20 protein-coding genes are annotated in these 25,903 nt (G+C 64.8%); 6 read left to right on the top strand and 14 right to left on the bottom strand.

Annotation, left to right across the window (positions count from 1 at the left end; all coding sequences use genetic code 11):
* Positions 1-180: 180 nt before the first annotated feature.
* The 3 genes from ACQR1W_RS26175 to ACQR1W_RS26165 all read left to right on the top strand — a co-directional run bounded on the left by ACQR1W_RS26175 (position 181) and on the right by ACQR1W_RS26165 (position 6,076).
* Positions 181-3,651 (top strand): AAA family ATPase, encoded by a 3,471-nt coding sequence (locus ACQR1W_RS26175; protein ID WP_434853524.1) that lies wholly within the window; start codon positions 181-183, stop codon positions 3,649-3,651.
* Positions 3,648-4,439 (top strand): protein-L-isoaspartate O-methyltransferase family protein, encoded by a 792-nt coding sequence (locus tag ACQR1W_RS26170; protein WP_434853734.1) that lies wholly within the window; start codon positions 3,648-3,650, stop codon positions 4,437-4,439. Before ACQR1W_RS26175 ends, ACQR1W_RS26170 begins: the two co-directional genes overlap by 4 nt.
* Positions 4,440-4,771: 332 nt before the next feature.
* Entirely contained in the window at positions 4,772-6,076 is a 1,305-nt protein-coding gene (locus tag ACQR1W_RS26165; protein WP_434853523.1) for an MFS transporter, read from the top strand.
* A gap of 16 nt (positions 6,077-6,092) precedes the next feature.
* Here ACQR1W_RS26165 and glgA read toward each other — a convergent pair whose 3' ends face one another.
* From glgA to ACQR1W_RS26105, 12 genes are all read right to left on the bottom strand, one after another.
* Complete coding sequence (gene glgA / locus ACQR1W_RS26160; RefSeq protein WP_434853522.1) at positions 6,093-7,553, bottom strand: glycogen synthase GlgA; 1,461 nt, start codon at positions 7,551-7,553, stop codon at positions 6,093-6,095.
* Complete coding sequence (gene glgC, locus ACQR1W_RS26155) at positions 7,550-8,812, bottom strand: glucose-1-phosphate adenylyltransferase (protein ID WP_434853521.1); 1,263 nt, start codon at positions 8,810-8,812, stop codon at positions 7,550-7,552. Before glgC ends, glgA begins: the two co-directional genes overlap by 4 nt.
* A gap of 137 nt (positions 8,813-8,949) precedes the next feature.
* Positions 8,950-9,897: a carbohydrate kinase family protein gene (locus tag ACQR1W_RS26150; RefSeq protein WP_434853520.1), complete on the bottom strand. Its 948-nt coding sequence runs from the start codon at positions 9,895-9,897 to the stop codon at positions 8,950-8,952.
* A complete protein-coding gene (locus ACQR1W_RS26145; RefSeq protein WP_434853519.1) occupies positions 9,894-11,546 on the bottom strand; it encodes an FGGY-family carbohydrate kinase in 1,653 nt (550 codons plus the stop codon). Before ACQR1W_RS26145 ends, ACQR1W_RS26150 begins: the two co-directional genes overlap by 4 nt.
* A gap of 31 nt (positions 11,547-11,577) precedes the next feature.
* Complete coding sequence (locus tag ACQR1W_RS26140; RefSeq protein ID WP_434853518.1) at positions 11,578-12,351, bottom strand: SDR family NAD(P)-dependent oxidoreductase; 774 nt, start codon at positions 12,349-12,351, stop codon at positions 11,578-11,580.
* Positions 12,352-12,398: 47 nt separating this feature from the next.
* Positions 12,399-13,403, bottom strand: a complete 1,005-nt coding sequence (locus ACQR1W_RS26135; protein ID WP_434853517.1) for an ABC transporter ATP-binding protein — start codon at positions 13,401-13,403, stop codon at positions 12,399-12,401.
* Between the two features lie 14 nt (positions 13,404-13,417).
* Entirely contained in the window at positions 13,418-14,248 is an 831-nt protein-coding gene (locus tag ACQR1W_RS26130; protein ID WP_434853516.1) for a carbohydrate ABC transporter permease, read from the bottom strand.
* 4 nt (positions 14,249-14,252) lie between these two features.
* On the bottom strand, positions 14,253-15,125 hold the full coding sequence (locus tag ACQR1W_RS26125; RefSeq protein ID WP_008971409.1) for a carbohydrate ABC transporter permease: 873 nt from the start codon (positions 15,123-15,125) through the stop codon (positions 14,253-14,255).
* Between the two features lie 281 nt (positions 15,126-15,406).
* On the bottom strand, positions 15,407-16,738 hold the full coding sequence (locus tag ACQR1W_RS26120) for an ABC transporter substrate-binding protein (RefSeq protein ID WP_434853733.1): 1,332 nt from the start codon (positions 16,736-16,738) through the stop codon (positions 15,407-15,409).
* 202 nt (positions 16,739-16,940) lie between these two features.
* Complete coding sequence (locus ACQR1W_RS26115; protein ID WP_008971405.1) at positions 16,941-17,891, bottom strand: sugar-binding transcriptional regulator; 951 nt, start codon at positions 17,889-17,891, stop codon at positions 16,941-16,943.
* Between the two features lie 8 nt (positions 17,892-17,899).
* Positions 17,900-18,559 (bottom strand): HAD family hydrolase, encoded by a 660-nt coding sequence (locus ACQR1W_RS26110; protein WP_434853515.1) that lies wholly within the window; start codon positions 18,557-18,559, stop codon positions 17,900-17,902.
* 100 nt (positions 18,560-18,659) lie between these two features.
* Complete coding sequence (locus tag ACQR1W_RS26105; protein WP_434853514.1) at positions 18,660-19,130, bottom strand: MarR family winged helix-turn-helix transcriptional regulator; 471 nt, start codon at positions 19,128-19,130, stop codon at positions 18,660-18,662.
* Positions 19,131-19,262: 132 nt separating this feature from the next.
* Between ACQR1W_RS26105 and ACQR1W_RS26100 the strand changes: the two genes are divergently transcribed.
* The 3 genes from ACQR1W_RS26100 (at position 19,263) to ACQR1W_RS26090 (ending at position 22,665) form a co-directional block, all read left to right on the top strand.
* Positions 19,263-19,715, top strand: coding sequence for a DUF2000 domain-containing protein (locus tag ACQR1W_RS26100; RefSeq protein WP_434853513.1), 453 nt, complete (start codon positions 19,263-19,265; stop codon positions 19,713-19,715).
* 289 nt (positions 19,716-20,004) lie between these two features.
* Complete coding sequence (locus tag ACQR1W_RS26095) at positions 20,005-21,900, top strand: alkaline phosphatase family protein (RefSeq protein WP_434853512.1); 1,896 nt, start codon at positions 20,005-20,007, stop codon at positions 21,898-21,900.
* A gap of 354 nt (positions 21,901-22,254) precedes the next feature.
* On the top strand, positions 22,255-22,665 hold the full coding sequence (locus ACQR1W_RS26090; RefSeq protein WP_434853511.1) for a flagellar basal body rod protein FlgC: 411 nt from the start codon (positions 22,255-22,257) through the stop codon (positions 22,663-22,665).
* A gap of 137 nt (positions 22,666-22,802) precedes the next feature.
* Here the strand turns inward: ACQR1W_RS26090 and aqpZ are convergent, their stop codons facing one another.
* Together aqpZ and ACQR1W_RS26080 are read right to left on the bottom strand one after the other, a co-directional pair.
* Positions 22,803-23,519, bottom strand: a complete 717-nt coding sequence (aqpZ, locus tag ACQR1W_RS26085) for an aquaporin Z (protein WP_434853510.1) — start codon at positions 23,517-23,519, stop codon at positions 22,803-22,805.
* A 228-nt stretch (positions 23,520-23,747) separates the two neighbouring features.
* Entirely contained in the window at positions 23,748-25,892 is a 2,145-nt protein-coding gene (locus tag ACQR1W_RS26080) for a CHASE2 domain-containing protein (RefSeq protein ID WP_434853509.1), read from the bottom strand.
* Positions 25,893-25,903: the final 11 nt, after the last annotated feature.

Raw genomic sequence — 25,903 nt, 5'->3', positions numbered from 1 at the left:
CTCCGATCCTGGGGACGGATGAAATTGAATGTCTGGCAATTTCGTGCCTTTTCTGAAAGGGTACGCTATTGTTTTTGACGTTTAGGAAAGTGTCTAGTCCAACGTAGAGTGGAGTCCCCAATTTGTCAGATAATGCGGAGACGATACGTTTGCGACGATACTTGAGCCAGATAGGTTGTTATGCCGAAAGAAGAGCTGAGCCCCGGACGAGGGGATAGTTTGAAGCGTTGGCTCGATAACTTCGGACTTGGCCAATATCACGATCTCTTTGTCCTCCATCGCATCGATCTCGACGTCATACCAGATCTGACCGAAAGCGATCTTGCCGAGCTTGGCGTCCCGCTCGGCGATCGCAAGCGGCTGCACCGCGCAGCGGCTCCCTTGCGCGCGGCCGCCGCCGAGACTCGGAACGACTCCAGGGCGGCGGCGCCGCGCACGACCGTGCTGGCCGAGCGGCGGCAGCTCACCGTCATGTTCTGCGACATGGTGGATTCGACGTCGCTGTCCGAACAGTTCGATCCGGAGGACGTGCGTGAGATCATCACGGGCTTCCGCGAGACCTGCGTACATGTGGTCCGCAGCTTCGAAGGCTTTGCGGCGCGCTATGTCGGCGACGGCATTCTGGTCTATTTCGGTTACCCGAACGCGCATGAGGATGACGCCGAGCGTGCCGTGCGGGCCGGCCTCGAGATCGTTCGCACACTGTCGATGGCGCGAGAGGAGGAGCCCGCTGGCCAGCCGAGTCACACGCCGGCGGTGCGCATCGGCATTGCGACGGGGCTCGCCGTGGTCGGCGACCTCATCGGCCAGAGCACCGAGGAGCGCGACTCCGCCGTCGGCGAGACGCTGAATCTAGCCGCGCGGCTGCAGGGGCTGGCACCGACCAACGGCGTCGTCATCGCGCCGTCAACCCAGGCCCTGCTGAAAGGCAAGTTCGACTACCAGGATCTCGGCGCCCACGCGCTCAAAGGAATCTCCGAAAAGGTGCAGGCGTGGCGCGTGGTCCGCCCGTCCCGCGTCGAGACCCGCTTCGCGGCGATGGGGCCGCGCCTGACCCGCCTCGTGAACCGCGATGAGGAGCTTGCCTTGCTGATGGGCCGCTGGCTGCAGGCCAGTGAGGGCAAGGGCCAGGTCGTGCTGCTGTCCGGCGATCCCGGCATCGGAAAATCGCGGATCGTGCAGGAAATCCGCGAGCGGGTGGCGGGCGAGCCGCACGGGCACGTATCGTTCCAGTGCTCGCCTTATTATGCGAGCACCCCGTTTCACCCGTTTGTCGAGCAGCTCAAATTCGCGCTCGGTCTTGACTATGATAGTGCAGAGGCGCCGTCCCTGTCGGGTCTCGAGGCGGCGGTCGCCGCAGCCAAGGGCGATGCGGAGCGCGTGGCACCGCTGTTCGCGGCTCTGCTGTCGATTCCGACCGCGGACCGCTATGCTCCGCTCGGCCTCTCGCCGCAACAGCAGAAGGACGCGATGGTGCTGGCTCTGGTCAACCACCTGACCGGCCTCGCCAGTGATCGGCCGCTGCTGGTCGGCTTTGAAGACGTGCACTGGATCGACCCGTCGTCGCTCGAGGTGCTCGATCTTCTGGTCGAGAAGGTCCAGAACACCCGCATTCTCATCGTGATCACCAGCCGTCCGGAATTTCAGCCAAGCTGGAAAGCCGACCATCACATCGCGATGCTGACCTTGAGCCGGCTCAACCGCGAGCTGCGGACCACCTTGGTCGAACGGGTCGCCGGCCGCACCGAGCTGCCCCGCGAAGTGATCGAAGAGATCATCGTCAAGACCGATGGCGTGCCGCTGTTCCTGGAGGAACTGACCAAGGCGGTGATCGAATCCAACCTGCTGACCGAGAAGCAGGGCCGCTACGTGTTTGCAGGCCCGTGGCGGCAGCTGGCGATCCCGGCAACGCTGACGGACTCGCTGATGGCGCGCATCGACCGCACCGGACCGTTCAAGAAGATCGCGCAGGTCGGCGCCACCATCGGGCGGGAGTTCTCCTACAAGATCCTGCGTGCGGTCGCCGACGCGACGCCCGACCATATCGAAGCGGCGCTCAACCATCTCGAAGAGGCCGGACTGATCGTCTGTCGCGGCTACCTGCCTGAGGCGACCTACACCTTCAAGCACGTGATGATCCAGAATGCCGCGCATGCCAGCCTGCTGCACAGCGACCGGCGCAAGCTGCATGCAAGGATCGCGCAGGTACTGGCGGGCCAGTACCCCGAAAAGACCGAGCGGGAGCCGGAGCTGCTCGCCTATCACCTCACCGAATCCGGCCAGAGCGAACCGGCGGCGGGCTTCTGGCTCAAGGCTGGCAGGCAGGCGGCGCAAGCCGGCGCCAATCTCGAGGCGATCGGCCATCTGCGGCGCGGACTGGGAGTGGTCCAGGGCAATCCGCACATGCGCGGCTGCGACGAGATGGAGCTCGAGCTCCGGCTTGCGCTCGGCACCGCGCTGATTGCCGCCAAAGGTTACGCCGTGCAGGAGGTCGAGGAGAATTTCGCCCGCGCGCTCGAGCTCGGCCAGCGCCTCGACGATGACGCCAAGGTGTTCGCGGCAATACGCGGGCTCTGGGTCTGCCACTTCATCCGCGCCGATCTGAGGAAGAGCCACGATCTCAGCGTCGAGCTTCTGAAATTCGCCAGGCAGGACCGTGCCAACCAGACCCGGCAGCGTGCGCATCAGAGCAAGGAATATCTGATCGAGGCGCACCGGGCGATCGCGATGACCATGCTGTATCGCGGCCGTTTCACGGCATCGCATCACCATCTGCAGCGCTGCATCAATCTTTACGGCACCGATCTCTACGACGATCTGCGCGAGCGCCATGGCATCGATTCCGGCGTCGTGTCGCTGTCCTATCTCGGCTATCTCCTGTGGTTCCTCGGCCATCCCGACATGGCGCGCAAATATAGCGAGCGGGCGATTTCGATCGCCAGCACGCTCCGCCATCCCTTCACCTTGGCCTTCGCCTGCGAGTTCGGCGCCTATCTGTGCCAGCACCTTCGCGACGTGGAGGGCACCATGCGGCACGCCGAACGCGCCTTCATGATCTCATCCGAACACGGCTTCCTGCACTACAAATATCAGGCCAGCATTCTCAAAGGCTGGGCCGCGGCCGAGCTCGGCGAGATCGACGATGGACTGAAACAGTTGCAGACCGGCCTGGATGCCTATGAGGGAACGGATTCCTGGCTCGCCAGCTGCTGGTTCAGAAGCATGCTTGCCAACGCCTATGTCCGGGCCGGACTGCCCGAAGCGGCGCTCCGCGCGCTGGACGGTGCGCTCGCCATCGCCAGGCGCACCGGCGATCATTTCTTTCTCGCCGAAATCTATCGCCTGCAGGGCGACATCACCTTGATGCAGGGTGGTGTGACGGCGGCGCCAGATGCCGAGGAGTTGTTTGGCCAGTCGCTCGAGGTGGCCCGCGAGCAGAACGCACTGTCTTGGGAGCTGCGCAGCTCCGTCAGCCTCGCCCGGCTGCTGCGCGACACCGGACGGCAGCAGCAGGCCGCAGAGCTGATTCTGCCGGTCTGCCGCAAATTCAGCGAAGGGTTCGAGGTGGTCGACATGATGGACGCGATCCAATTGATGGATGAGCTCGGTCTGGACAGCAAGGATCAGCCATGGGGCGAGGCGACCGACTGAGCGAGCTCGCCGACGCGCGCCGGCACTATGTCGCCCGCATTGCGGGCCGGGAGCAGATTGCCTCCTCGCGGCTGCTGGCGGCCCTGGAAGCCGTGCCGCGGGAACACTTCCTCCGCAAAGGTCCCTGGCGGATCAAGAGCGAGTTTTCCCGCAACTACACCAAGACCGAGAGTGCCGATCCAATCCATCTTTACGACAATGTGCTCGTGGCGATCGATGCACGGCGGCGCCTGGACACGGGATTGCCGAGCCTGTGGGCGCATTTCGTCGACGTGCTCGATATTGTGGAAGGTGAGCGCGTCGTTCAGATCGGCTGCGGTCTTGGCTACTACTCCGCGATCCTCTCGGAGATCGTAGGCCCCAAGGGCAAGGTCCGCGCCATCGAGTACGACCCGGCATTTGCCGAGCGCGCGAGGGCCAATCTGCGCAGCTATCCGAACGTCGAGATCGTCTGCGGCGACGGCACCCAAGATATCGGGGCCAAGGCCGACGTCATCATCGTCCATGCTGGGTTTACGCAGCCACATGCGGCATGGATCAGCGGGCTCCGCCCCGGCGGACGGCTGCTGCTGCCGCTCACCGCTCCGTCGCGTGAAGGCACCGTGATCAAAATCAGGCGACTGGACAAGGGCTACCAGGCCGAAGCGATCCGGCGCATCGCGATCTTTCCCGGCCAGGGACGTGGCGGGAGCGCGCTCGACGAGCGGGTGGTCGACTGGTGGGAACAGGCCGCGGCGATCGCGCCGGTGCGCTTTCAACGGATCGAGCACGGACTCCCATGCGGCTGAGCGCGGCAGAGGCGGCGAAGCCGTCGCGGCTCGTACCCACTCTCCGAAGTTCGTGCTCCTCCCGGCAACGCGGTCTCACGAACTACGTGACGTCAGAGTCCTCGCAAATCGATGAACCTCGCGGCAGCTTTGATCGAAAATCCCTGACGACAATCGTGTTACAGCGGCAACATTGCAAGCATGCTCCCCTGTTTGCGGTGGACTGCCGATACGACGTGCTGGTCTGCAGGCGCACGAAACGGTAGCTTGATAGGCATTGAGCACCTCGGTTGAGAGCCTGACGTTTTGAGCGGACGTCGCACAGGGCGAATTGCCGCGAAAGGGATTGCATGATGAGCATGATGGCCGAAACGATTTCCGACCGCAGACCAGCTTCGCCGATCGCCCATGTCGTGAGTGCCAGCGTGCTCGGCACCGCGATCGAGTGGTACGATTTCCTGATCTACGGCATCGCCGCAGCGCTGGTGTTCAACAAGCTGTTCTTCCCGGCCTTCGATCCGCTGATCGGCACGATCGCGGCGTTCGGCACCTATGCCGTGGGCTTCGTCGCCCGGCCGATCGGCGGTGCGATCATCGGCCATTTCGGCGACCGGCTCGGCCGCAAGACCATGCTGATGGCAACCTTGCTCATCATGGGCGCCGGCACGTTCCTGATCGGCTGCCTGCCGACCTATCAGCAGATCGGCATCTGGGCGCCGATCCTGCTGGTCGCGTTGCGCTTCATCCAGGGGATCGGGCTCGGCGGAGAATGGAGTGGCGCTGTCACCATGGTCGCCGAACATGCCGGCGATCGCCGCGGCTTCTGGGGCAGCCTGGTGCAGGTCGGATTTCCGGCTGGTGTCGCGGCCTCCACCGCGATCTTCAGTGCGATGAGCGCGCTTCCCGAGGCGAGCTTCCTGAGCTGGGGCTGGCGGGTGCCGTTCCTGGCAAGCATCCTGATGGTCGCGGTCGGCCTGTTCGTCCGTTTCAGGCTGGCCGAGACGCCCGCCTTCCAGGAGCTGGTGGAGCGCGACGAGCGGGTCGCGCAGCCGGTCATCGAGGTGATCAGGCGCGACTGGTGGAGCTTTCTGCTCGCCGTCGGCGTCACGGTTTCCGAGGTCGGCCTTGCCTATCTGCTGACCGTGTTCGTGATCACCTATTCCACCAGCAAGCTGGCGCTGCCGCGCGAGATCGTGCTCAACGCGGTCGTCTATGCTGCCCTGGTCGAGTTCATCACGCTGCCCCTGGCAGGTTGGCTGTCCGACCTCTACGGACGCAGGGCGCTGTATCTGACCGGCGCGCTGACCACCGTCGTGCTCGCCTTTCCGCTGTTCTGGCTGCTCGACACCAGGGACACGACCATCATCACGATCACGATGATCGTCACGATGACGATGACGCATGCGCTGCTGTTCGGGCCGAAGGCCGCTTTCATGCCGGAGCTGTTCGGCACGCGCGTGCGCTATAGCGGCGCCTCGCTCGGCGCCAATGTGGCGGCCGCGCTCAGCGGCGGCTTCTCGCCTGTCATCGCGACCGCGCTGCTGGTCTGGGCCGGCGCCTCCTGGCCGATCTCGCTCTACATCATCGCGCTGTCGCTGATCAGCGCACTCGCCGTGATCGCGACGCCGGAGACGGCGCGTCGCCCCTTGAAGATCTGAGAAGTTTCGGCCGTGATCAGCCGCCGCGCTGCGCGAGGAGGCTCCGGTAGAGCTCGGCATATCTGCCGGCGCGATGCCGCCATGAGACGTCGGTCAGCATGCCGTTGAGCTGCATGCGCGGCCAGTTCGAGGCGTTGCTGCGCGAGGCGAAGAACGCCGCCGCGGCCCGCCGGATCGCATGGTCGAGATTTTCGGCCGTGACCGGGCTGAAGGTGAAGCCGGTCGCATCACTGCCCGCCTCGCTCTCGTCGCGCACGGTGTCCGCCAGGCCGCCGACCCCGGCCACGATCGGGATCGCGCCATAGCGGAGCGCACAGAGCTGGGTCAGCCCGCACGGCTCGAACCGCGACGGCACGACAAGCGCGTCGCAGCCGGCCTGGATCAAATGCGCCAGCTTCTCGTCATAGCCGGTCACGACGCCAATATGGCCGGGATCGGCAGCTGCAGCCGCCGAGAAGCCGTCGCGCAGATCGGCATCGCCGTCGCCGAGCATCGCCAGCTGCATGCCCCCGCTGGCGAAGGTCGGCAGACAGGTCAGCAACAGATCGAGCCCCTTCTGCCACGACAGCCGGCTGACCACACCGAGCAGGAATGCATCCGGCGACGCTCGCAATCCCATGCGCTGCTGCAGCGCTGCCTTGTTCGGCGCCCGCAGTTCCAGGCAGTCGACTCCATAGGGCGAGGCGATCGCAGCGTCGTTCGCAGGATCCCATACCGCGGTGTCGATCCCATTCAGGATCCCCGAGAGATCACTCGCGCGCTGGCGCAACAGGCCGGCAAGGCCCATGCCGTAATCGTCGCTCTGGATTTCGACCGCGTAGGTCGGCGACACCGTGGTGATGCGGTCGGCGAACTGAATGCCGGCCTTGAGGAAGCTGATATCGCCGTAATATTCGACGCCATAGATCGAGAACGATTCCGGCGGCAGGCCGAGCGGCCCAAGCAGCTCGCGCGGAAAGCGGCCCTGGAACGCCATGTTGTGCACGGTCATCACCGTGACCGGGTGCGGCTGGTGGCTGTAGAGCAGATAGGCCGGCATCAGCCCGGCCTGCCAGTCATGGCCGTGGACCACATCCGGCACAAAGCCCGGCACGGTGCCGAGCCCGATATAGAATGCAGCACGTGCCAGCGCGGCAAACCGGAAGGCGTTGTCCGGCCAATCCTTGCCATCAGCGCCGAGATAGGGGTTACCTTCGCGCGCGTAGAGATGCGGCGCATCGAGCACGAACAGATCGAGCTCGCCATGCGAGCCGCCGACCAGCCGCGCATTGCCGCCGAAGAAATTCGGCAGCGAGCAGATCTCGCTGACTTCCGCCAGCGCCTTCATCACGGCAGGATAGCCCGGCACCAGGGAGCGGACCTCGATGCCTTCGGTCTTGAGCGCAATCGGCAGCGCCCCTGCGACATCGGCAAGCCCGCCGGTCTTCACAATCGGATAGATCTCCGACGTGACCGACAGCACACGCATGGGACTCATCGATTGAGCCCGTCGATCATCGGCTGGGTGATGAGGGTGACGCCGCTCGGCGTGGTGCGGAAGCGCTTGGCGTCGAATTCGGGATCCTCGCCGACCACCAGCCCTTCGGGAATCTGCACGCCGCGATCAACCACCACGTTCTTCAACTGCGCATGGCGGCCGACATTGACGTAGGGCAGCAGCACCGCATTGTGGAGTTTGGAATAGGAATGCAGGTGCACGCCGGTGAACAGCAGCGAACGCTGCACGTTCGCGCCGGAGACGATGCAGCCACCCGACACCAGCGAGCAGGTCGCCTCGCCGCGGCGGCCATCCTCGTCGTGCACGAATTTCGCCGGCGGCGTGATCTCGGAATAGGTCCAGATCGGCCAGGAGCGGTCATAAAGATCGAGCTCGGGCGTCACGTCCGTGAGGTCCAGATTGGCGGCCCAATAGGCGTCGACCGTGCCGACGTCGCGCCAGTAGCTGCGCGGATCATGCTCGGTCCGGACGCAGGAGCGCGTGAACTGATGCGCCACCGCGCGGCCGTTCTTGACGATATAGGGGATGATATCGCGGCCGAAATCGTGGTTCGAATTGGGATCGGCGGCGTCGCGCTTCAGCTCGTCGAACAGGAATTTCGCATCGAAGACATAGATGCCCATGCTGGCGAGCGATGAGTCCGGCTTGCCCGGGATCGGCGGCGGATCGGCCGGCTTCTCGATAAAGTCGCGGATGGTCTCATCCTCGTTCATATGGATGATGCCGAAGCCCGAGGATTCCGCGCGCGGGGTCTCCAGGCAGCCGACAGTGACGTCGGCGCGCTGGTCGACATGCTGCTGAAGCATCAGCTCGTAATCCATCTTGTAGACGTGATCGCCGGCCAGCACGACGATGTATTTGGAATTGTAGCTCTCGAGGATGTCGATGTTCTGATAGACCGCGTCGGCCGTGCCGACATACCACATGGTCTCGGACACACGCTGGCTCGCGGGCAAAATGTCGAAGCTCTCGTTGCGTTCGGGGCGGAAGAAATTCCAGCCCATCTGCAGGTGGCGGATCAGGCTGTGCGCCTTGTATTGCGTCGCCACCGCGATGCGGCGGATACCGGAATTGACCGCGTTCGACAGCGCGAAATCGATGATGCGCGACTTGCCGCCGAAATAGACCGCCGGCTTGGCACGGCGGTCGGTCAGCTCAAGCAGCCGGCTGCCGCGTCCTCCGGCCAGCACGAACGCAAGCGCGTGGCGCGACAGCGGCTCGGTTCCGGCGGGTGCCATGTTGTTCCTCCCTGTTTGATCAGCAACGCGCGATCATGTCGCCGGCTGTGAGCCGGTATTCTAGGCGGTCGCTGCCACCCTTAATATGACGGAGGAACAGCCAACCAGTTCCCAAAGCGTAACGCAATGGCCCCCTCTCAGGCGAGGCCATTCCAGGTAGCGGACATTTCATCGCGGCGAGGCGGGTCGGCTCCGGGGCGGGTGCAGGTCACCGCGGCACAGGCGACGGCGAAGGAGAGCGCCCGGCGCAGCTCGGCCGCGCTGAGCCCGGCCACGTCGTCCCGCCTGATCCGGCCCAGCTCGCGCAGCGCAAACAGCAGGCCGGCCTGGAAGCTGTCGCCGGCCCCGATCGTATCGACGACCTCGATCGCAGGGGCTGCGACCTCGACCGCGCCGGCGCTGCGGTGCCACGCCAGCGCCCCCTTGGGGCCGCGGGTCACGACAAAAAGATGAGGGCTCCCGGTCAGAAGCGCCGCAGCGCGCGCGGCATAATCGTCCCCGCCATGGAGGTAGTCGAAGTCGACATCCGACATCTTGATCATGTCGGCGCGGCCCGCGAACGCATCCATGCGTGCTGCGTAGGCCACCTTGTTCGTCACCAGGTTCGGCCGGCAGTTCGGATCGAAGGAGATCGTCGCGTGATGACGGGCCGCCTCGATCAGCGCGGTTGTCTCGGCCGCGCCCTGATCATGGACCAGGGTGGTCGAACCGACATGGACGGCCTCGATCGTGTCGAACGGGATGCCGCCTTGCCGATAGCTCCATTTCTGCGCTGCCGTCTCGGCATCGTAGAACGCGTATTGCGCCTCGCCGGCAATATGCTGCACGAAGGCCAGCGTGGTCTGGTCCGCGCTCCGGGTGGCGTAGCGCAGGTCGACGCCAGAGGCTTCCGCATGTTGCGCGATCATGCGGCCGAACAGGTCGGTCGAGATGCCGCCGACGAAGCCGGTCGGCACCTCCAGCCGCGCCAGGCCCACCGCGACGTTCAGGCAGGAGCCGCCGACCACCGGCCGCAACGCCGCGCGCCCATCGGCGGTTGTCGCCGGCACGAAGTCGATCAGCGCATCGCCGCAGCTTATGATCATGCCCGCCCCTCCGTCACAATGTCGCGCATCAGCGCGCGGCTGTCACGGTCGAGCCGACGCAACAGCGCGTGGACCTCGCGTTTCCGGCGATGAAAAGCCGCAAGCGTCGGATCGGTCGGATCGCTCCGCCGCCCCAACGCCGACATCGCCGCCATCGTCTCGCCGATCGAGCGATAGGCGCCGCTCGCCACTGCGCCGAGCATGGCCGCGCCCAGCAGCACCGGCTCCTGTGTCCGCGGCAGCGCTACCGCGAGCCCCGTGGTATCGGCCATGATCTGACGCACCAGCGGACTGCGCGAGGCCCCGCCCGCCATCACCACAATGCGGCTCGTCACCTTGTTGGCCGCGAAGGCGTCGATGACATCGGCGAGGCCATAAGCGAGGCCGCAGAGGCCGGCGACGAACAGCCGCTCCATCGCAGCGATATCGGCATCGAGGTCGAGGCCGGCGATCACGGCGCGCGAATCCGGATCGGCATAGGGCGAGCGATTGCCGAGAAATTCGGGGAGGATATGAATGTCGCGCGCGAGGAACGCGGCCGCGCCAGCGCCATTCACCCGCGCCATGATCCGGCGTTCGAGATATTCGATGACGTCGACGCCCTGGCTGCGCGCAGCCGCGCTGGCCTCCCCATAGGACGGATGCGAGCGAAGCAGATGATCGATCGCCGCACCCGCCGCGGATTGACCACCCTCGTTGAGCCAGAACCCCGGCACCATGCCCTGATAATAAGGTCCCCAGACGCCAGGCACGAAGGACGGCTCGACCGTGGTCGCCATGATGCAGGCCGACGTTCCCATGATGTAGGCCAGCCGCTCGCAGACATTGACCTCCACGCCATCAGCATCGCGGCCGCCGATCGCCCCGACGCCGCCGGCGTGGGCGTCGATCAAGGCCGCGCCAACCGGTGTCCCTGCAACGAGGCCGAGATCCTGCGCCGCGGCCTGCGACAAGCCCGAACCCAACGGAGTGCCCGGCGCGACGATCTCGGTGCCGATCCGCGCATAATTCTCGGCGACGAAATCCTGCAGGCCGATGCGCTGGAAAAAATCGGCGCTCCAGCGCCGCTCATGGGCGAGGTAGTTCCACTTGCAGGTGACCGTACACATGGAGCGCGCCAGTGAGCCGGTCGCCCGAAAGGTGAGGAAATCGGCGAGATCGAAGAAATGGCCGGCCGCATCGAAGCTCGCCCTCAGATGCCGCTTCAGCCACAGCAGCTTCGGCATCTCCATCTCCGGCGAGATCACCCCGCCGACATAGCGCAGCACCTCATGGCCTGCTGCGTTGATGGCGCGCGCCTCGGGGATGGCGCGGTGATCCATCCACACGATGACGTTGCGCCTGACATCGCCGGACGTGCTGACGGTGAGCGGTTGCCCGGTCCGGTCGAGGTTGACCAGCGAGCAGGTCGCATCGAAGCCGATGCCCTTGACCATGTCAGGCGCGATGGCGGCTTCCGCCATCGCCGCTCGTACTGCGGTGCAGCAGGCGTTCCAGATATCGTCGGACGACTGCTCGACGATATCGCCCGCCTCGTACCAGGTCTGGATCGGGTGCCGTGCCGATGCGATCAGGTTGCCGGCTTCGTCGAAGATCCCCGCCCGCGTGCTCGACGTTCCGACATCGACGCCGATAAAGGCCTGACGCATGTTTCACTCCCGTCAATGATTTGACGTGAGCTTACCAGCAAGTGTAGCCGCCATCGACCACCACGACACTGCCGGTCATCAGGCTCGCCGCCTCCGAGGCGAGGAACAAGACGACCGACGCGATCTCGTCGACCCGGCCCATCCGCGCCATCGGCGTGCCGCCGATCCAAGCGTCATACATGCGCGGATTGGTCTTCACGAAGGCGTTCAGCGGCGTCTCGATATAAGTCGGCGCCACCGCGTTGACCCGCACGCCCCGCGCGCCCCATTCGGCCGCCAGCGACTTGGTCAGATGGTGCACTGCAGCCTTGGAGGCGTTGTAGAAGCATTGCTCCTGCGGCTTGTTGACGATGAAGCCGGACATTGAGCCGATATTGACGATGTTGCCGGATTTCGCCGCCAGCATGTGCTTGCCGAAGGCGCGACAGCACCAGAACGTGCCGTTGAGGTTCACGTCGATCACGTTGAGCCAGTGTTCGTCGGTGACGGTCTCCGCCGGCGTCTCGCTGCGGGCGATGCCGGCGTTGTTGACGAGGATGTCGATTTTGCCGAACCGCGCCGCTAGTTCGTCCGCGACCTCGGTGACGCGCGCGGAATCCGTGACGTCCATGATCACGGTCTCGGTGTCGAGACCCTTGCCCTTCATCTCGGCCTGCCCCGCGGCCGCAAGCTTCGGATCGCGGTCGGCGATGACGACCTTGGCGCCGGCTTCCGCCAGAGCCTCGACGCAGGCGAGCCCGATGCCCTGCCCGCCGCCTGTCACCAGCGCGATCTGTCCGTTGAGCTTGAATTTTTCCAGATACATGGTCGTCGTCCGTCTTTGTCACTGACGCCCGAAGGGGACGTCACCTCTCACGCAGCAATCGCGTTGCCGCTGCCATCGAACCGGTAGATCCGGTTGGGGTCGGGCTGCAGCGCGATCTGATCACCGGGCTGGACGCCCTTTTCGCCGGCGCAGCGCACAGTGAGCGTGCCGACCGCGCCCGTATCGACATAAAGGAAGGTGTCGCTGCCGAGATGCTCGGCCACCATGACCTTGCCGGGCCAGCCCTGCCCGTCTCCGACGATGTTGAGATGCTCCGGCCGCACGCCGATGGTCGCGGCGCCCCGCTGCGCAGCGTCTGGTCCGGTGATGAAGTTCATCTTCGGCGAGCCGATGAAGCCCGCCACAAAGAGATTGGCCGGTTTCTGATAAAGCTCGATCGGCGAGCCGTACTGCTCGATCTTGCCGCCGTTGAGCACCACGATCTTGTCCGCCATGGTCATGGCCTCGACCTGGTCATGGGTGACATAGATTGCGGTGGTGCCGAGCTGCTTCTGCAGCCGCGTCACCTCGAGCCGCATCTGCACGCGCAACGCGGCATCGAGATTGGACAACGGCTCGTCGAACAGGAACGCCTTTGGCTCGCGCACGATGGCGCGGCCGATCGCCACGCGCTGGCGCTGGCCGCCCGAGAGCTCGCGCGGCTTGCGGTCGAGATAGGGCGTCAGGTTCAAGGTGGCCGCCGCCGCCTCGACCTTGCGGTTGATCTCGTCCTTCGGCAGCCCCGCCATCTTCAGGCCGAAGGCGATATTGCCGCGCACGCTCATATGCGGATAGAGCGCGTAGGACTGGAACACCATGGACAGTCCACGCTTGGCCGGCGGCACGTTCACCACGTTCTTGCCGTCGATCAGGATCTTGCCGTCCGAAACGTCTTCGAGCCCGGCGATCAGCCTCAGCAGCGTGGTCTTGCCGCAGCCGGACGGACCGACGAAGACGACGAACGAGCCGTCCGCGATGTCGAGATCCGCGCCCTTGATGATGTGGACCGGCCCGAACGATTTCTGCACCCCTTCCAACGTGATCCGTCCCATGATCCGGCCTTTCGTTATTTCACTGCGCCGAAGGTCAGCCCGCGCACGAGCTGTTTCTGGCTGAACCAGCCGATGATCATGATCGGCGCGATCGCAAGCGTGGAAGCGGCCGACAGCCGCGCCCAGAACAGGCCTTCCGGGCTCGAATAGGAGGCGATGAAGGTGGTCAGCGGCGCGGCGTCGAGGGTCGACAGGTTCAAGGTCCAGAACGCCTCGTTCCAGGCGAGAATCAGGTTGAGCAGCAAGGTCGAGGCAAGCCCCGGGATCGCCATCGGCGTCAACACATAGATCAGCTCGCGCCCGACCGTGGCGCCGTCCATGCGGGCGGCTTCCAGGATGTCCTTCGGGATTTCCTTGAAGTAGGTGAACAGCATCCAGATCACGATCGGCAGATTGCCGAGGCACAGAATGAAGATCAGCCCCGCGCGCGTGTCGAGCAGCCCGGCATTCTTGTAGATGAGATAGATCGGGACCAGCACGCCGACCGGCGGCATCATCTTGGTCGAGAGCATCCAGAGCAGGACGTCCTTGGTGCGCTTGGTCGGCGAGAACGCCATCGACCAGGCCGCGGGAATGGCGATCAACAGCGCAATCAGGGTCGAGCCGCCGGCGATAATGATCGAATTGAGCGCGTGATGCAGATAGTCGCTGCGCTCCTGCACGGTCGCGTAGTTCTCGGTGGTCCAGTGGAAGAACAGGAACGACGGCGGCGTCGCAAACGCTTCCAGCTCGGTCTTGAAGCTCGCGAGCACCATCCACAGGATCGGGAAGAAGATCAGGAAGCCGACCAGCCAGGCGGCCAGGGTCGAGATCGCAACGTGACGTGCGGTGACTTTCCGTGCCATCTGCTCAGGCCTCCAGATTGCGGCCGACGATCCGCACCAGGAAGAAGGCGACGATGTTGGCGATGACGACCGCGACCAGGCCGCCTGCCGAGGCGCTGCCGACGTCGAACTGGATCAGCGCCTGCGAATAGACCAGGAAGGCGATGTTGGTGGTCTGCAAGCCGGGCCCGCCGCCGGTGGTGACGAAGATCTCGGCAAACACGGTGAGCAGGAAGATCGTCTCGATCAGGATGACGACCGTGATCGGTCGCGCCAGATGCGGCAGCGTCAGATAGATGAAGCGCGACGTCGCGCTGGCACCGTCCATCTCGGCCGCCTCCTTCTGCTCCTCGTCGAGCGATTGCAGCGCGGTCAACAGGATCAGGGTCGCAAACGGCAGCCACTGCCAGGCGACGATGAAGATGATGGCAAGCAGCGGCGCGTCGGTGAACCAGTCGATCGGGGTCAGCCCGAGCGAGGTCGCGATCCACGCGAACAGGCCGGAGACCGGATGCATCAGCAGGTTCTTCCAGACCAGCGCGCTGACGGTCGGCATCACGAAGAACGGCGCGATCACCATCAGCCGGACGAAGTTGCGCCCCACGACCGGCTGGTCGAGCAGGACCGCCAGGGGAATGCCGAGCCCGATCGTCAGCGCCAGCACCGAACCGACCAGCACCAGCGTGTTCTGCAACGAGGCAAGGAAAGCGGGGTCGGTGAGGAAGTAGGTATAGTTATCGAGCCCAACAAAGCTCTCCGACCCCGGATCGAGCAGGCTGTAATGCAGGGTCGAGAAGTAGATCGTGAGCGCAAGCGGCACGATCATCCAGATGAACAGGAGCAGCACCGCCGGCGACAACAGCGCGCGGGCCAAAAATTGCGTCTGTCTGGTGGCCATGCGTTGCTCCAGAACTCAATATGGTGAAGTCGGTCTGCAGCTGCGATTTCAGCTTGTCGGGTGGGCAAAGGCGCAAAGCGCCGTGCCCCTCACGCTTGATGAGCTCCATGCAATGGTGCGCATGCTTCGCTTGCCCACCTGACGCATTCCTCTCGGAGGAGAGGGAGTGCACCGCATCCGCGATGACGAGATTGAAAGGGCGGCCATCCCAAGCTGTACAAGAGATGGCCGCCAGGTATCGGCTCGGGAGGAGATTTACTGAGCCGACGTCGTGGCGCGCATTACTTGATGTAGCCCGCGCGCTTCATCTCTCGTTCGGTCGAGGACTGAGCCGCCGCGAGCGCGGCATCCACCGAGGTCGAACCGGCGAGCGCCGCCGAGAACTGCTGACCGACGGCAGTCCCGATCCCCTGAAATTCAGGGATCGCCGCATATTGCACGCCGACATACGGCACCGGCTTGACGGTCGGATGGTTCGGGTCCGCCGCATCGATCGAGGCCAGCGTCGGCTTGGCGAACGGAGCGACCTTCAGATAGTCCGGATTCTGGTACAGCGAGGTCCGGGTGCCCGGTGGCACATTGGCCCAGCCTTCCTTCGCGGCGACGAGCTTGGTGTAGTCCTTGCTGGTCGCCCAGGCGATGAACTTCTCGGCCGCATCGACCTTCTTGGAACCGGCGGGGATCGCCAGATTCCAGGCCCAGAGCCAGTTGGCGTTCTTGCCGAGGCCCGTGTTCGGCGCCATCGCGAAGCCGACCTTGTCGGCGACCTTGGAGTCCTTCGGGTTGGTGACGAAGGACGCAGCCACCGTGGCGTCGATCCACATCGCGCATTTGCCGGCGTTGAACAGCGCCAGATTCTCGTTGAAGCCGTTCGAGCTGGCACCGGGAGGACCGGCCTCCTTCATCAGGTCGACATAGGTCGACAGCGTCTTCTTCCATTCCGGCGTGTTGAACTGCGGCTCCCACTTCTCGTCGAACCAGCGCGCGCCGTAGGAATTGGACATCGCGGTCAGGAACGCCATGTTCTCGCCCCAGCCCGCCTTGCCGCGCAGGCAGATGCCGAACACGCCGGCCTGCTTGTCGGTCAGCTTCTTGGCCGCGTCGATCACGAAGTCCCAGGTCGGGCTCTCCGGCATCTTCAGCCCGGCCTTCTCGAACAGGTCGGTGCGATACATCACCATCGAGCTCTCGCCATAGAATGGCGCGGCGTAGAGCTTGCCGTCCACGGAGACCGCGTCCTTGATCTTCGGCAGCAGATCGCCGGTATCGTAATCGGCGGGAAGCTTGTCGAGCGGCACCAGCCAGTTCTTCTTGGCCCAGATCGGCACCTCATAGGTGCCGATGGTCAGGATATCGAACTGGCCGCCCTTGGTGGCGATGTCGGTGGTGACGCGCTGGCGCAGCACGTTCTCTTCCAGCGTGACCCATTTGACCGAGATGTCGGGATTGGCCTTGGTGAATTCGCTCGTGAGCCCCTGCATCCGGATCATGTCGCCATTGTTGACCGTGGCGATGGTCAGGGTGGTCTCGGCCTTGGCCGGCATTGCAACGAACAACGCCGCGGCGCCCAGCAGAGCGCCCAGAACTCGTGTCGCAGTGAAGCTGGTCTTCACGCTTTCCCTTACAGGAACGTCCCTCACAGCATCCTCCCTCTGCCCGCGTGTTTTGAACATATGCTCACGCGTTGAGCTGATGTTCACTACAGGGACAGGGCTTTGTCAAGCCGGCGGCCACGCCTTCGAGTTGTGCGGCGCGGCAGTGCGCACGCGCGAGAGAGACTTCGCAAACGCGTTCAGAGCAGAATGAGCGAAGCTGTCAGGCCAGGATCGCGCGCCCGGTGGCTTCGTCGGTGATCAGGCCATTGATCAGGCGCCCGGCAAGCGCGGCGCGGATGGCGGGGAGCTTGGCCGGTCCGAGCGCGGCGGCGATTGTCATCGCTTTCGCCGGCACATCGGGCGGAATGCTGGTGAGCCTGCGGTTGGTGCCACCCTTGATCAGCCGCCCCTTGGCATCATAGGCCCAGCCGGTGATCTCGCCGACCGCGCCCAGCCGCATCATCTCGTAGAGCTCCTCGCGGGTGACGAAGCCGTCGACATGCATCTGCGCCTTCTGATCCATCTGGCCGATGCCGATCAGCTTCAGGTCGGCCTTGTCGGCCACCGCCTTCACCTTCGTGATCGCATCGATCCGCACCATGCGGTCGCGCTCGTCCTGCGAGTCCATCAGAAACGGCAGCGGCATCGGATAATGCCGCGCGCCGGTGCGGTCGGCGAGCCGGCCGACCGTATCGAAGAAGCTGGCCGAGCCGTCGGCCAGGATGTTGCCGACCAGCGACACGATCTGATGTTCAGGCCGATCGACCGGCGAGACCCGCTCGACGGCGGCGCGCACCGCGCGGCCGGTGCCGAGCGCGATGATCACAGGCGTCTCCGCCCGGAGCGTCAGTTCCAGCAGATTGGCGCAACGCTCGGCAATCCCCGCGGCAGAGGACGGCGCCGCCGGATCGGTCGGCACCACCTCGCAATGCACGAGATCAAAGCGGCTCTTGAGCTGCGCGGAAAGCTCCATACAGGAGGCAATCGGATGTTCGAGCCGGAAGGTGATGAGACGCTCGGCAAGACACAGCGAGACCAGCCGCTGCGCCGAGGCACGCGACACCTGCAGCATCCTGGCGATCTCATCCTGGGTGTGACCGGCGATGAAATAGAGCCAGCCGGCGCGCGCGGCGTCGTCGAGACGGGACTTGTCGCTGTCGTTGGCCGCCATGGCGCCGCTCAAAGATCCCCTGAAAAATCCCGCATGCAGTCGAACACACGATCCGCGCCTGCAGCCTGCAATATGCCATGGCCGTCGCGGCCGTGATAATGGCTGCCGCCGGTAAATCCCCAGGCAGTCATGCCGGCCGCCTTGGCGGCCATCACGCCGCTGACGCTGTCTTCGACGACGAGCGTACGCGCGGGCGGTATGCCCATCCGGTCCGCGGCCAACAGAAACAGATCCGGCGCCGGCTTGCCGCGCGCGACCATCTCGGCGCTGTAGAGGCGATCGCCGAAATGATCGATCAGCCCAGTGAACTGCAGTGAGAATTTGATGCGATCGAGATCGCTGGAGGAGGCGACGCAGCACGGCACTGTGAGCGTCGACAACAGCGCGGCGATGCCGGGGATGGGTTGAAGTGAGGCGCTGAAGCTGTCGCGCACCCTCTGCTTCAAATCGGCGAGGAAGCTTTCGGGCAATTCGCGACCGAGGCTGCGATAGTGTTCAAGCACCGCCTTGGTGCTGCGCCCCAGAAACAGCTTGAGCGCCTCGTCCAGGCTGAGTGCAATGCCCGCCACAGCAAGTCCATCGGCAAGCGACTGGCAGCTCAACAGCTCGCTGTCGACGAGCACGCCGTCGCAGTCGAAGATGATCAGCTCTGGCTCGAAAGTCCGCATCCGGACATGAGAACATATGCTCAACGCCTGGGCAATAGCTCGGTCACTGGCCGGCGACGGCTCGCCGCCGGCTGCCCCCTGCGGACAAAGGCTTCGTCCGTCACCTTGATCGCGGTGGCGCGGCCGGGCTGCGGGCGTTGCGGTCCGGACCTGCGACCCCGCCGAGCCTCTCCAGGTCGCGCCAGAGCCGGGAGGCGCGCTCCTTACCCAGCATGGCCACGATCTGCTTGTTGACCCGGTCCATCGCTGCGTCACAGGGCGCCTCGAGCTGCGCGCCCTTTTTGCTTAAATATACCCGGCTCATCCGCCGGTCGCCGCCGGGATCGGCGCGACGCTCCAAGAGACCTGCGGCCTCCATCCGGTCGATGAGCCCGGTCATGGTGGCGCTGTCGAGCACGATCCGCGCGCCGAGCTCGGCGCCGTTCAATCCATCCTGCTCCCAGAGCACCTTCAGGATCGCGAACTGGACCGGTGTCACGCCAAACGGCGCCAGCGCGTCGCGCGAGGCCTTGGCCACCTGCTGCTGCGCCTTGCCGATCAGGAAGCTGATGCAGTCCTCAAGTCGTTCCACGCATCCTCCTTGCCGCATTCGCGGGTCGGCCGCCTCATTTGCTTGTATACAAGCTATCTATCTTGCATGCGAGTAAATTACCTCGTATACGAGCAACTCGTATATCAGCAACTTTGCCACGGGAACCTGCGCATGACAACCGAGCCGCACGAGCCGATGCGCTGCGTGGCCGTGATCGACCAGGCGCTGCCGATCGGGCACGCGGCCAATGCCGCCGCCGTCCTGGCGCTGACCATGGGAAAACGCCAGCCGCATCTCGCGGGCGAGGCGCTGGTGGACGCCTTGGGCGGCGAACATCCCGGGCTGATTCCGATCGGCATTCCCGTGCTCGGCGCGCCCGCCGACGAGCTTCCTGCCCTGCGCGGCAAGGCCGTCGCCGCTGGCCTCGATGTGGTGGATTTTCCCGTCCAGGGTCAACAGACCACGGACTACACCGAATTCCAGCGCCTGGTGCGCGCGACCGATCCCGACGCGTTGCGCTATCTCGGGCTGATGATCTACGGGACCAAGAAGAAGGTCGCGCGCGTGGTCGGGCGCTACAGCCTGTTGAAGCCACCATCGGGCGGCCCCTCGGAACTGAGCTGAATTAGGCCGCCTGCTTCATTGCCTGACGACGCAACGCGGTCAGGCGCGACCGCGTCACTGCGTTTTGCGGTCAGCATACGTCGTCGCGCCAATGACATCCCTTATTACCTTCGCGCCTCTTCAGATTGCGACTGCGTCGCAACAGCGATCGTGAAGCACGCCGTGTCGCATTGGTTTCATCAAACCGACGCACGACTGACAACCCACGGAAATGTGCGGACACGATAAGGGCGGGGAGGATCCTCGCGACACTTCGTCACGCTTCAGCTTTTGCCATTTGGAGACACCCATGAAACTGTCCACAGGGCGGTTCAAGGCGCTTTGCCTTGCCACGTCCGTGCTCTTCACCGCGACCAACATCATGCCGGCCTTCGCCGGCGCGGCGACCGCGACGCCGATCGAGCACGTCATCATTGTCGTCGGCGAGAATCACACCTTCGACAATCTGTTCGGCACCTACAAGCCGAAGGCCGGCCAGAGCATCGACAACCTCCTGAGCAAGGGCATCGTCAACGAGGACGGCACGCCGGGTCCGCAGTTCAAGAAGGCCGAGCAGCGTATCGGCCGCGACGAGGTGCGCTACAACGCCGAGACCGCCTCGACCGGCGCCTACGCCACGCTGCCGCAGCCCTACACCACCTACGGCATCGGCCTGCCGCAGAACGTGCTCGACACCCGCTTCCCCACCAATCTGCCCAACGGCCCCTATCAGATCTCGAAATACGTGCCCTACGCCGCCTACACCGGCGATCCCGTGCACCGCTTCTTCCAGATGTGGCAGGACATCGACGGCGGCAAGCACGACAAGTTCGTCTGGGTCGAGCAGACCATCGGCACCGGCTCCAACGGCGGGCCCGTTCCGGCCGGCGGCTTCAATCCGATGGAGGGCGCGATATCGATGGGCTTCTACAACATGAATCCCTTCACCGACTCGTCCGGCAAGGCGCAGAGCGGCGACGCGCCGTTCTTCAAGCAGCTCGCCGACACCTATGCGATCAGCGACAATTATCACCAGGCGATCATGGGCGGCACGGGCGCCAACTTCCAGGCGCTGGTGAACGGCCACGCCGCCTTCTTCACCAATCCGGACAAGCTCGACGGCTCGGCCGCAGTGCCCTACGCCAACCAGATCGAAAATCCCGACCCGGTTTCCGGCACCAACAACTACTACACGCAGGACGGCTATAGCGGCGGGTCCTACGTCAACTGCTCGGATCCGAGCGCGCCGGGCGTGTCGTCGGTCAACGAGCAGCTCTACAAACATGGCGTCGCGAACAGCAAATGCGCGCCGAACACCTATTATCTCGTCAATAACTACAACATGTATTGGAACCAGACCTCGAGCGTGACCCGCGCGTTGGGCTCGAACCAGTTCACGCTGCCGCCGCAGTCCGCGCCGACCATCGCCGACGTGATGACCAAGCACGGCATCTCCTGGAAGTACTACAGCGCGGACCGCGGCACCGACCCGACCACCTTCGCCAGCGCGGTGGACGGCGTGCAGCTGCTGTTCCACTCCTATTGCGGCATCTGCGATCCGCTGTCGGGCTATCTCAGCATCATGAAGAACCCGACCGAGGAGGCGAAGCTGCAGAACTACGGCGCGTTCATCAACGACGTCCAGAACAACACGCTGCCGGCGGTGTCGTTCGTGCGTCCGTTCGAGGCGCTGGCCGGTCACCCCGCCGACTCCACCACCGATCTCTACGAGAAGTTCCTGGAAGCGCTGATCAATCGCGTCAAGGCCAACCCGCAGCTGTGGGCCAAGACCGCGATCTTCATCACCACCGACGAAGGCGGCGGCTATTACGACTCAGGCTATGTGCAGCCGGTCGACTTCTTCGGCGACGGCACCCGGATCCCGTTCATCGTGGTGTCGCCCTACGCCAAGCAGGGCCACGTCGATCATACCTATTATGATCACGTCTCGCTGCTGAAGTTCATCGAGCGCAACTGGCACCTGCCGACCATCTCCTCGCTCAGCCGCGACCACTTGCCCAACCCGGTCCATGATCGGTTCGAGCACCGCTACAAGCCGCTCAACCGTCCGGCGATCGGCGACCTGATGAACCTCTTCACCTTCGGTGATCGCGACGGCGACCATGATGGCGACGATCATCACGGCTGGAACGAGCACGGCGGCTTTGGCGGCCATCAGGCCTGGAACTGGGGCTGGCGCGACTGAACCGCGGGATCGTCGCTTCGCCAAACAAACAGCCCGCAGCGGTCTCCGCTACGGGCTTTGTCATTGACGCGAAACAACGTCGCGCCGGCGCTTAGCGCTCCAACTCGGTGTCGCGGTGGTCGCCGGCGCCATTCATGTCGAAGGCGAAGCCGCCGCCACTGACGACCCTGGCCGCCCGCATCCATCGTGCGCCCGTAGAATTGCCCCCTCGTGAACGCGCCAACCCGGCAGCCGCTGGCAGCCATGGTAAACGCCGCATGATGCGCTTCGATCGAATTCGACCTCGCAACTTAAGCTTTGGTTGCTGAGATAGCCCTTATGTAGCGCGCTGATGATCTGTCCCGCGGGCCTTCGATGAGCAGCATATCAACGATCGCGTTATCAGGCATGAACGCGGCGGTGCGCCGCCTCGAAGTCTCCGCGAGCAACGTCGCCAATGTGATGAGCACGGGCGCGCTGCCGGGCGCCGACGGCACGGTGGCCCCGGGCGCGCCGCAGGCCTATGCGCCGTTCGACGTCGTTCAGACCGCAACCGCAGGCGGCGGCACGCAGACCAGCGTGAGGACGAGCAATCCGTCCACCGTCGCGACCTCGGACCCGCAGGCGCCGTTTGCCAATCAGGACGGCCAGGTCGCCGCGCCCAATGTCGACCTCTCGCAGGAGATGGTCAACCAGGTCCTGGCGAAGTACAGCTTCACCGCCAATCTCAAGGTCATGAACGCGGACGACCAGATGACCAAGACGCTGATCGACGTGATGGCCTGAGGGCCAGAGCAGCGTGCGCGCGTAGGACGGTTGGCGACCGCCTGGCTGCTGTGCGCTCAGGCGACACGTCGGGCGGCCCCATTGTCCACTATCAGCTGCGCACCTGCGCGACGGCAGGTCAATGCAATCAGCTTCACTCAGCCCGTCACTTCGCCCCTCGGCTCCGGGCTCAGCCAGCGATAGATGAAGCCGCCGGCTGCGCCCCCGATCAGCGGCGCCACCCAGAACAGCCAGAGTTGCGCCAACGCCCAGCCGCCGACGAACAGCGCCGGTCCCGTGCTGCGCGCCGGATTCACCGACGTGTTGGTGACGTGGATGCTGATCAGGTGAATGAGGGTGAGCGCCAGCCCGATGGCAATCGGCGCGAATCCCGCTGGCGCACTGCCATGGGTCGAGCCCATGATGACGAACAGGAACATCATCGTCAGCACGATTTCGCTGAGCAGGCAGGCGCCGAGCCCGTATTTGCCGGGCGAATGATCGGCATAGCCGTTGGCGGCAAAGCCGCCGGCGGTGCTGAAGTCTGGCGCGCCGCTGGCGATCGCGTAGAGCACGGCGGCCCCGACGATCGCGCCGACGACCTGCGCGATGATGTAGGGCAGGATGAGGTTGGTCGGAAACCGGCCGCCGCAGGCCAGCCCCACCGTCACGGCCGGATTGAGATGACAGCCGGAGATGTGTCCAATGGCATAGGCCATGGTCAGCACCGTCAGCCCGAACGCCAGGGCCACGCCGAGCATCCCGATCCCCACCTGGGGCACGCCCGCCGCGATCACCGCACTGCCGCAACCGCCGAATGTCAGCCAGAAGGTGCCGATCGCCTCCGCCGCAAGCTTCTTGCTATTGCCGTTCATCATCGCCTCCCTAGGTTCCGCTTTGACTGCCTCGATGCCGGTACTCCCGTGAGGGGAGATGATGATCACCTCGGCAACCTCAAGTCAAAGGCGCAGTGAGATCGAATGACTTGGGAGAGAGTTCAGAACATCCGACAGATGCGGGCCGATCCTGATTTCCTCTGAGCTTCGATGGACTTGCCGCAGAACATGGTCTGCGCCGCTTCTGACGTCCGGCGGCTGGTTCGATCACGTCCTCGGTGCGGGCGACTCGGACGACAGACCGGCCTTGAAGATCGAAGGCAGCCGCTCGATCAGCCGGCGCGTCGCGATATCAGCAGGACGCTCGGCCATCAGTTTCTGCAGCAGCGGGGCGGCGTGGGCAGCATCACGATCGAGCAGGGCGTAGGCCTTCAGATAGGCTTCCCGCCAGGACGGCGGCACGTCGTCAGGCCACGGTTCAAACAGCGTGATCGGCTCCTCGCGTCCACGGACCGTCAGCTGCCCAAGCGGGCGCAGCAACGACGCCTCACATCGCGCAGCCGCAACCGGCCCGACACAGATCGTCGAACCGAGCTCCTTGTTGCAAGCTTCGAGCCGCGCCGCCATGTTCACGGCGTCGCCGTGAGCCGTGTAGTCGAGCTTGGATTGAGCGCCCACGTCGCCGACAACGGCGGGCCCGGTCTCGATTCCGATGCGCGTGCGGCCGAGCCGGATTGCCACCGCGGGCACGCGTCGGCGAAAACCCTCGCTCCATTCCCGAATGGCGATTGCACATTCGACGGCGCGTTGCGGGTGGTTGTCGAGGTCGAGTGGTGCATTGAACAGCGCATGCAGGCCGTCGCCGACGATCTTGTCGACCATGCCGCCGTGACTGATCACGATGCCGGCAACGCCCTCAAAGTACTGGTCGAGCGTCGCGACCAGTTCCTCAGGGCCGGCGCGATGCATCGTCGCGGTGAAGCCCTCGATATCAGTGAACATCGAGGTGACTTCGCGCCGCTCGCCCGTGAGCTTGATCAGGTCAGGATGTTCGACGATGCGACGGACCACGGCCGGCGCGAGACGCTGTTCGAGCCGATGGCGCACGAATGCTTCCCGCCTGCGAGTCAACGAATAGGCGCTGCCCGCTGTCACGGTGAACACCAACACGGCCGCAATCGACGGCGTCAGCGGATCGACGAGGCGATCGGCGAGCCCTGCCGCGGCGATTGCAGCCATCCAAAGAAGCGCGATAGCGGCTGCCAGGATTGCGCTGCCGGCGGCTGGCGACAAGGCGGCGCCAAGCACGACAGCGAGCATCCCGACCATCAAGACCGCGAGCGGCTGCACCACGGGCTCGATCGCCAGGGTGCGGGGCACGCGGCCGGAAATCATCTGCTCGACCGCGTCCGCCTGGATCTGGACCGACGGCGTCAGCGGGTCCGCCGATGTCTTGCGTAGGCCGCCAAGCTGCGGCGCTGAACCGCCGAGCAACACGATTGCGCCCGCCAACTGGCCGTCGCCTGCCCGTCCCTGAAAAACATCGACGGCAGAGAGCGTGCGGGCGGCGCGACGCGATGGCGCCGCGGGCACGAGCCGCAGCAGCGCGTCGTGCGGCAGCGCAAGCTGCCGGTTGCCGACCACCAGTCTGGGCGGATCGGCTTCAATGCGATAGCTCGCGGCGCCTTCTGCGAGGCGCAGCGCCTCGGCTGCCAAACCAGGCATCAAGACACCACCGGCAGCCACGAAGATCGGAACCTGACGGATGGCACCATCGGCGCTCCCCGGCAGGGAGAGCGCGCCTTGTCCGCTCGCAGCAGCCGCGAGTGAGTCCGTCGGTCCGATCGCGCCCATGGCCTGCCACAGATCATCGAACGGCAGAGGGCCACGGCTCACGATCGCGGCACCAGGCAATGTGCCATTGCGATCAGGATCGAGCACCAGGCCGAGCGCGACTGGTACGGTACTGATGGCTCGCGCCAGCCGCTGATCACCGTCTGGCAGGCCCTCTGCAAGCGCGCTGATCTCGGCACGACCGGTCACCGACCCAAGCCGCCGCGCAAGCGCCGCCGGCGAACGGTCGTCGGGCTCCGCGAGCAGAATGTCGATCGCGATCGCGGCGGGCCGTCCTGCTGCGATCGCCTCCACGAGCTGCGCCATCGTGTCCCGCGGCCAGGGCCAGTCGCCCAATGTATCGATGGAGCGGCGATCGATGTCGACGACGACAACCTTCTGGTCGGACGATGCGGGCTTGCGCAGCCATTGATCGCCGGCGAGCTCGATATCGAAGGCGCGGTCGCGCAAGACGTCGTTGCTGGGAAGCAGCAGGGCCGCCGCAAGGAACGCGGTCAGCGCCGCCAGGCCCGCCACGACCGGCAGACGCTGCTGCAATGCTCCCCGGATCCTACCCATCGAAATGCTGC

It is taken from the genome of Bradyrhizobium sp. HKCCYLS1011 (assembly GCF_051167795.1).
GTDB lineage: Bacteria > Pseudomonadota > Alphaproteobacteria > Rhizobiales > Xanthobacteraceae > Bradyrhizobium.
Note: the sequence above shows the minus strand (reverse complement) of the source record. Positions and strands in the feature narration are given on the sequence as shown.

What these genes read in the sequence shown, in the direction of transcription:
- ACQR1W_RS26175 (WP_434853524.1), top strand. Translation starts at nt 181, where the DNA reads ATGCCGAAAGAAGAGCTGAGCCCCGGACGAGGGGATAGTTTGAAGCGT.
- ACQR1W_RS26165 (WP_434853523.1), top strand. Translation starts at nt 4,772, where the DNA reads ATGAGCATGATGGCCGAAACGATTTCCGACCGCAGACCAGCTTCGCCG.
- glgA (WP_434853522.1), bottom strand. Translation starts at nt 7,553, where the DNA reads ATGAGTCCCATGCGTGTGCTGTCGGTCACGTCGGAGATCTATCCGATT.
- glgC (WP_434853521.1), bottom strand. Translation starts at nt 8,812, where the DNA reads ATGGCACCCGCCGGAACCGAGCCGCTGTCGCGCCACGCGCTTGCGTTC.
- ACQR1W_RS26150 (WP_434853520.1), bottom strand. Translation starts at nt 9,897, where the DNA reads ATGATCATAAGCTGCGGCGATGCGCTGATCGACTTCGTGCCGGCGACA.
- ACQR1W_RS26145 (WP_434853519.1), bottom strand. Translation starts at nt 11,546, where the DNA reads ATGCGTCAGGCCTTTATCGGCGTCGATGTCGGAACGTCGAGCACGCGG.
- ACQR1W_RS26140 (WP_434853518.1), bottom strand. Translation starts at nt 12,351, where the DNA reads ATGTATCTGGAAAAATTCAAGCTCAACGGACAGATCGCGCTGGTGACA.
- ACQR1W_RS26135 (WP_434853517.1), bottom strand. Translation starts at nt 13,403, where the DNA reads ATGGGACGGATCACGTTGGAAGGGGTGCAGAAATCGTTCGGGCCGGTC.
- ACQR1W_RS26130 (WP_434853516.1), bottom strand. Translation starts at nt 14,248, where the DNA reads ATGGCACGGAAAGTCACCGCACGTCACGTTGCGATCTCGACCCTGGCC.
- ACQR1W_RS26125 (WP_008971409.1), bottom strand. Translation starts at nt 15,125, where the DNA reads ATGGCCACCAGACAGACGCAATTTTTGGCCCGCGCGCTGTTGTCGCCG.
- ACQR1W_RS26115 (WP_008971405.1), bottom strand. Translation starts at nt 17,891, where the DNA reads ATGGCGGCCAACGACAGCGACAAGTCCCGTCTCGACGACGCCGCGCGC.
- ACQR1W_RS26110 (WP_434853515.1), bottom strand. Translation starts at nt 18,559, where the DNA reads ATGCGGACTTTCGAGCCAGAGCTGATCATCTTCGACTGCGACGGCGTG.
- ACQR1W_RS26100 (WP_434853513.1), top strand. Translation starts at nt 19,263, where the DNA reads ATGACAACCGAGCCGCACGAGCCGATGCGCTGCGTGGCCGTGATCGAC.
- ACQR1W_RS26095 (WP_434853512.1), top strand. Translation starts at nt 20,005, where the DNA reads ATGAAACTGTCCACAGGGCGGTTCAAGGCGCTTTGCCTTGCCACGTCC.
- ACQR1W_RS26090 (WP_434853511.1), top strand. Translation starts at nt 22,255, where the DNA reads ATGAGCAGCATATCAACGATCGCGTTATCAGGCATGAACGCGGCGGTG.
- aqpZ (WP_434853510.1), bottom strand. Translation starts at nt 23,519, where the DNA reads ATGAACGGCAATAGCAAGAAGCTTGCGGCGGAGGCGATCGGCACCTTC.
- ACQR1W_RS26080 (WP_434853509.1), bottom strand. Translation starts at nt 25,892, where the DNA reads ATGGGTAGGATCCGGGGAGCATTGCAGCAGCGTCTGCCGGTCGTGGCG.